Source organism: Neisseria sp. 27098_8_112 (assembly GCF_041433235.1).
Taxonomy (GTDB): domain Bacteria; phylum Pseudomonadota; class Gammaproteobacteria; order Burkholderiales; family Neisseriaceae; genus Neisseria.
On record NZ_JAPWBB010000031.1, the window covers coordinates 1 to 5,746 of the forward strand.

The following is a 5,746-nucleotide window of genomic DNA, read 5'->3' on the forward strand; positions in this document are numbered from 1 at the left end:
AGGTTTTTGTTCAGCTTGACGGTCACTTTATCGTCTTGGGCTTCGGTGGTGATGTTGTCGTCGCCGGCAACGGTCACGGTGGAGCCGAGTTTTTCGATATTGGTGCTGCCGCTGTCGCCGCTGAAGGTCAGGCCTTTGCTGTCAACGGTGGTTTTGGCATCTACGCCTTTTTGGATGTCGGTTTTAGTGCTTTGAGCGAGATCGATACTGTAATCAGTTGTTACTGCACCATCGGCTGCAGTTGTAGTATTGGAGGTCAAATTCAAAGCATTGGAAACTTGTACCGTTGCTTTATCTGCGCTGACGGTATAAGTGGTTTCTTTGCCTGAAGTTGTCTTATTGACATGCGTGTTGCTGCCTGCCGCCACCTTGGTTGTGGTTTTGGCATTATTGATGGCATTGGCTACATCGCCGGCAGTCGCTACACCGGCAGTCGGTACGGACACTGTGCCATTATTATCGACAGACAATGTGCCTTGAGTGACATTGATTTGAACTTTTGACGCATTTTCGCCATCGGTGACCGCAACGGTCGTCAAGTTGCCATCGGCGTAGTTGACTGTACCGTTGTTATTGATACGGGATTTGTCTGTACCGTTTTGTTGGATATTGTGTCCAACATTGTTCATAACTGTGTACAGCTGGCTACCGTTGACCGCATCGGTCGAAGTGGCGGAAATACGGCCTGCGGCGACATTGTGAATTTGGCGTTCATTACCTGCGCTGCCTACAGAAACCGCGCCTGTTTTGGCGGATGAAGAAGCTGCATAGCTGACGTTGGTTACCGCACCGCTATCGTTTTTGAATGTCGCATTTTTAGCTGTTGCATCAAAACTATTGGCAGTGCCGACAGCACCATTGCCCAATGCAACAGAGCTACCGACTGTCGTCGTTGCGCCATGACCTAAGGCAACCGAATCATTTCCATTTGCTTTAGCGTCTTTACCTCCGGCAAAACCGCCATAACCGGTCGCTTGTGCTGAAGGGCCGATAGCTGTGGAATAAAGGCCCGAACTGTTTGCCTGTTTACCAATGGCAATAGAATAAGATTGGGTTGTCTGCGCCTGATGACCGATTGCAACAGAATCATCACCGACTGCATTTGACAAAAAGCCCATTGCCGTACCGTTATTTTGTGCCGCTGCCCTTGCACCGACAACGGTTGCATTTCCGTAGTTGGCTCTACTGTGAGCACCGACGACTACAGAGTAATTGTAATTATTTTCTGTATTCAAACCTATGGCTATAGAACCTGTACCGCGGGAATTGGCATTAGAGCCTAAGGCAACAGCACCCACAGTTCCCGAAGTTACCGTTGCATTTGGACCAACAGCAACAGAATTTTCGCCAAGTACGTTGGAATTATACCCCAAAGAAACACTACCCGTCGCACCAGTGCTTGTTGCCGCATTCGGTCCGATGGCAATCGAATTGGTTGCTTTTGCGCCGTCGTTATTCCAGTTTTTCGTACCGTCAGTTTTGCCTTCTTCTGACTTAACAGAGAAATAGCGGACACGCTCAATTGCATTCAAGACACCATAAAGCTGTGAGCCGTTGATCGCATCAGTAGAAGTAGCAGAAATATCGCCAGGGGATACATTGATGATTTGGCGTTCATAACCTCTAGAACCAACAGACACAACATCACCGGCATCGGTAGTTGCACCGCCCGCCCAAGTGTAGGTCACGCCCATGATTTCACGTTGAACGTATGACCGACCTTCTTTATCGGTTTTAGAAGCCGTACCCAAAGCTACAGAGTTCAGCAAAGTTGCCTTTGCACCTGTACCCACAGCCACACCACCAAATGAGGAGGCTTGAGACCTTGTACCAACAGCCAAAGATAAATCGGAAATAGCATTGGCTTGAACACCCAAGGCAACAGAGCCTTGACCGGCCAATGTAGTCGGATAGCCACTAATCGTATCACCGCTCATCTTCGTGTAGATCGTACCTAAATTCTTACCAGCCAGCGCGTAACGCTCTCTAACACTACCGTCTGCATTGTAATAAACAAACTGGTCAGAAGCGTTACCGGAATATAGAGTACTTGTTACCGCCACCAAATCGTCACCACCAATGGCAACAGATGAGTTGCCATTAGCCACAACATTACCACCAATGGCAATAGATTGGTCACCGCGTGCCCATGCACCTTCAGGTCTACCTTCTGTATTAGTATCTCTGTGATTACCCGAACCGATGGCAATCGACTGGCTTACATTTTTTGCAGTTTTATCACCTACACGCGCAGTATTACCGATAGCAATATTATTAGTCGTTGCGCTAGTTGGATTCTGAATCTCTAGCCCAGCTTCACGACCAATTGAGATTGCTCCCCAGCTACTTGCATTAGCTTCCAAACCAATTGCAATGGCACTCGCAGCCACATCTCTGCTACCTGGGGTTTTTGTAACAACACCAGGAGAGCTTGCAACTGCACCTCTACCGATGGCAATAGTGTTTGCACTTTGAGCCTGTGCCGAACTACCTACAGCGATAGATTCCGTAATCTTACCTACCGCATTCGTACCGATTGCAATGGCATTCTCTGCATTTGCAGAAGCCTCGCTACCAACACCGATTGCAACTCCATTACTTCCTCGAGAAACACTGGATTGGCCTAAAGCAATAGAGCCTATACCAAATGCTTGTGCTGAATTGCCTAATGCCGTTGTACCCGTATTATTGGCAAGAGCATTCTTACCTACCGCTGTCGCTTGAGTACCGCTTGCCTTAGAATCGGCACCAAGCGCTGTTGAATCTGTAGAAGCGGCATTGGCACTTTTACCTATCGCTGTTGCATGTGAACTACTTGCACTTGTATCTGCACCCATCGCAACAGCATGAGTTTGAGTAGCCTTGGCATTTGTACCAACAGCAAGGCTGTTATTATGTGTTGCATTTGCACTCGTACCTACCGCAACTGCGCCATTAGCCGCCGCATTAGCTGATGCTCCTACTGACAAAGCACCAATACCGGTCGCTGTTGCACCACTAACCGCAGTAGCACTGGTCGGAGGATCAACCGCAATTTGTCCTCGTCCCGCAGTTGCCGCATACGAATTACCTGCACCCAAAAGAGCTGCCGAAATCACTGTCAATCTGAAAACTGTCGCGATACCATTTTTACCGGATTCAGCAGATACTTCTGTACTATTTTGTTCTGCGGACGATTTCACACGGCCTTTGGCCAATTCGGACGTTACAACGAAAGATTGAATCGTACGGTTCCAAACGACTTTAAATATCTTATTCATTAGTGTGTCTTTCTCTTTTTATGATGGATAAAAGCGTAGGCGTGAGCATGACGCTACTTTAAAAAATCATTGCGGAGGATTTCCCAGCAAATACTTACTTCGAGATGACGTTTATTGTCACTTTGAGACGAAATTTAGGCCTTTGACTATCTCGCAACAGGATAGTATTTCATACTTACAAAATATCCGCTAGTCAAAAATATCAACCGATTATCTTTAATTTTTAAACAAAATCATGAAGCTTAAACAGAAAAACCAATGATTAAAAGTTCTCCGGCCATGTTTTTATTAACAAGTATAATGTTGTATTCCATCGACAAGTCATCAGCAATCACAGTAATCATGCAAGCAACGTGCCAATTGCTCGGAATTTTATTTAAAATGAATTATTTTTAAAAAAAATGGGAAAGGCCGTCTGAAAGATTTCAGACGGCCTTTAATGAAATGATATTGAACAACTACTTGCTTGAATGATTTGTTTCTTAAACTATCAATATGCTTTTAATACGTCATAGAAAGAATACGCATATCCCTACTTATACAGACGCGGATGGTTTTACAAACCGAATACGGCAATATCGCCCTTGCCTTGACGAATCAGCTCGGTACCATCGGTCATATCAATAACCGTTGTCGGCTCAGTACCGCACCAGCCGCCATCAATAACCAAATCAACAGCATGCTCAAGACGATCTCGTATTTCGTATGGATCGGTCAATGGCTCTTCGTCTTCGGGCAGCATGAGGGTGCAACTTAAAATAGGTTCGCCCAATTCTTGCAAAAGCGCCAAGGCAGTAGCGTTATCGGGAACACGCAGGCCGATGGTTTTGCGTTTGGGGTGAAGCGTGCGATTGGGTACTTCTTTGGTTGCCTGCAGGATAAAGGTGTAGCTGCCGGGCGTAGCTGCTTTGAGCTGGCGGAATTGGGCATTATCTACTTTGGCGTAAGTACCCAATTCGCTCAAATCGGCACACATCAGAGTCAAATGGTGTTTTTGATCGATTTTGCGAATCGTGAGAATGCGCTCCATCGCATTTTTGTCGCCCAGTTTACAGCCAAGCGCATAGCAGGAATCCGTAGGGTAAACGATAACGCCGCCACTGCGGACAATATCGGCGGCTTGCTTGATGAGGCGGTCTTGGGGATTATCGGGATGGATGGCGAAAAATTGTGCCATGTTTTTTTCCTTATCATTCTAATGGTTTGTTGTTTGATATTTTAAAACTAATTTGGCCGTCTGAATATTGGATTTCCACCACCATGAATGGATTTAGCCTTAGCTACAACACGGCTGCACCCAGTGATACCTTATATATAATTTTGATTTACCGGCCGATATCGAAAGTCAATTTAATACACTATATAATGCATTATTTTGTTTGAAAGTCATCTCAATGTCTGCTTCTTCCCTACCTTCCCGCCGCTTGTCTGTTGCACCCATGCTCGATTGGACAGACAGACACTATCGCTTTATGGCGCGACAAATTACACGCAATGCTTGGCTTTATAGCGAAATGGTCAATTCAGGCGCGGTGGTTTACGGAGATAAAGACCGCTTTTTGAGTTTCAACGAAGGCGAGCAACCGGTAGCTTTACAGCTTGGTGGCTCAGATCCGCATGACTTGGCAATCGCTGCCAAAGCGGCTGAGGCGTATGGCTATAACGAAGTCAACCTAAATTGCGGCTGCCCCAGCCCACGCGTTCAAAAAGGCGCTTTCGGCGCTTGCCTGATGAATGATGTAGATTTGGTGGCAGATTGTTTGAACGCGATGCAGGATGCAGTTGAAATCCCGGTAACAGTCAAACACCGCATCGGCGTAGATAGACAGACAGAATATCAAGTCGTGGCAGATTTTGTAGGAACACTTCGCGAAAAAACAGCCTGCCGCACATTTATCGTCCATGCGCGCAATGCTTGGCTGGACGGTTTATCCCCGAAAGAAAACCGCGAAGTTCCGCCACTCAAATATGAATATGTATATCGCTTAAAACAAGAGTTTCCCGACTTGGAAATTTTGATTAACGGCGGCATCACAACCAACGAAGAAATCACCGAGCATCTGAAATTTGTCGATGGCGTCATGATCGGGCGCGAGGCTTATCACAATCCAATGCTGATGCGCGATTGGGATGCACTGTTTTACAACGACACACACGCACCAATCCAATACGCAGATTTAGCAGCTTGGCTATACGCATACAGCCGCGAACAAATCACCTTAGGACGCGGCACTATCCTACGCCACATTGTCCGCCATGCACTAGGCTTGATGCACGGCCTAAAAAATGCCCGCACTTGGCGCCGTATGCTCTCAGATGTCGCCTTGCTGAAAGACAACGACGGCAGCCTGATTCTAGACGCATGGAAAGAAGTAGAACGCGTAAATATTTGGGACTAATGCCATATCGTGCGAATAAATGAAAGGCCGTCTGAAACATCAAATGGAGACCTTTGCAAAATTCCCCAAAATCCCCTAAATTCCCAC

Annotated in this window: 2 protein-coding genes and 2 pseudogenes; 1 reads left to right on the plus strand and 3 read right to left on the minus strand. The window is 46.6% G+C overall.

Annotation, left to right across the window (positions count from 1 at the left end; all coding sequences use genetic code 11):
- From O3682_RS11535 to O3682_RS11545, 3 genes and pseudogenes are all read right to left on the minus strand, one after another.
- Positions 1–2,390, minus strand: a pseudogene (locus O3682_RS11535) (hypothetical protein); the annotation flags it as partial.
- 57 nt (positions 2,391–2,447) lie between these two features.
- Positions 2,448–3,260 (minus strand): annotated as a pseudogene (locus tag O3682_RS11540) (ESPR-type extended signal peptide-containing protein); the annotation flags it as partial.
- 556 nt (positions 3,261–3,816) lie between these two features.
- A complete protein-coding gene (locus tag O3682_RS11545) occupies positions 3,817–4,437 on the minus strand; it encodes an L-threonylcarbamoyladenylate synthase (protein ID WP_004521114.1) in 621 nt (206 codons plus the stop codon).
- A gap of 217 nt (positions 4,438–4,654) precedes the next feature.
- Here O3682_RS11545 and dusA point away from each other — a divergent pair, with 217 nt between their 5' ends.
- On the plus strand, positions 4,655–5,659 hold the full coding sequence (gene dusA, locus O3682_RS11550; RefSeq protein WP_371510166.1) for a tRNA dihydrouridine(20/20a) synthase DusA: 1,005 nt from the start codon (positions 4,655–4,657) through the stop codon (positions 5,657–5,659).
- Positions 5,660–5,746 lie beyond the last annotated feature (87 nt).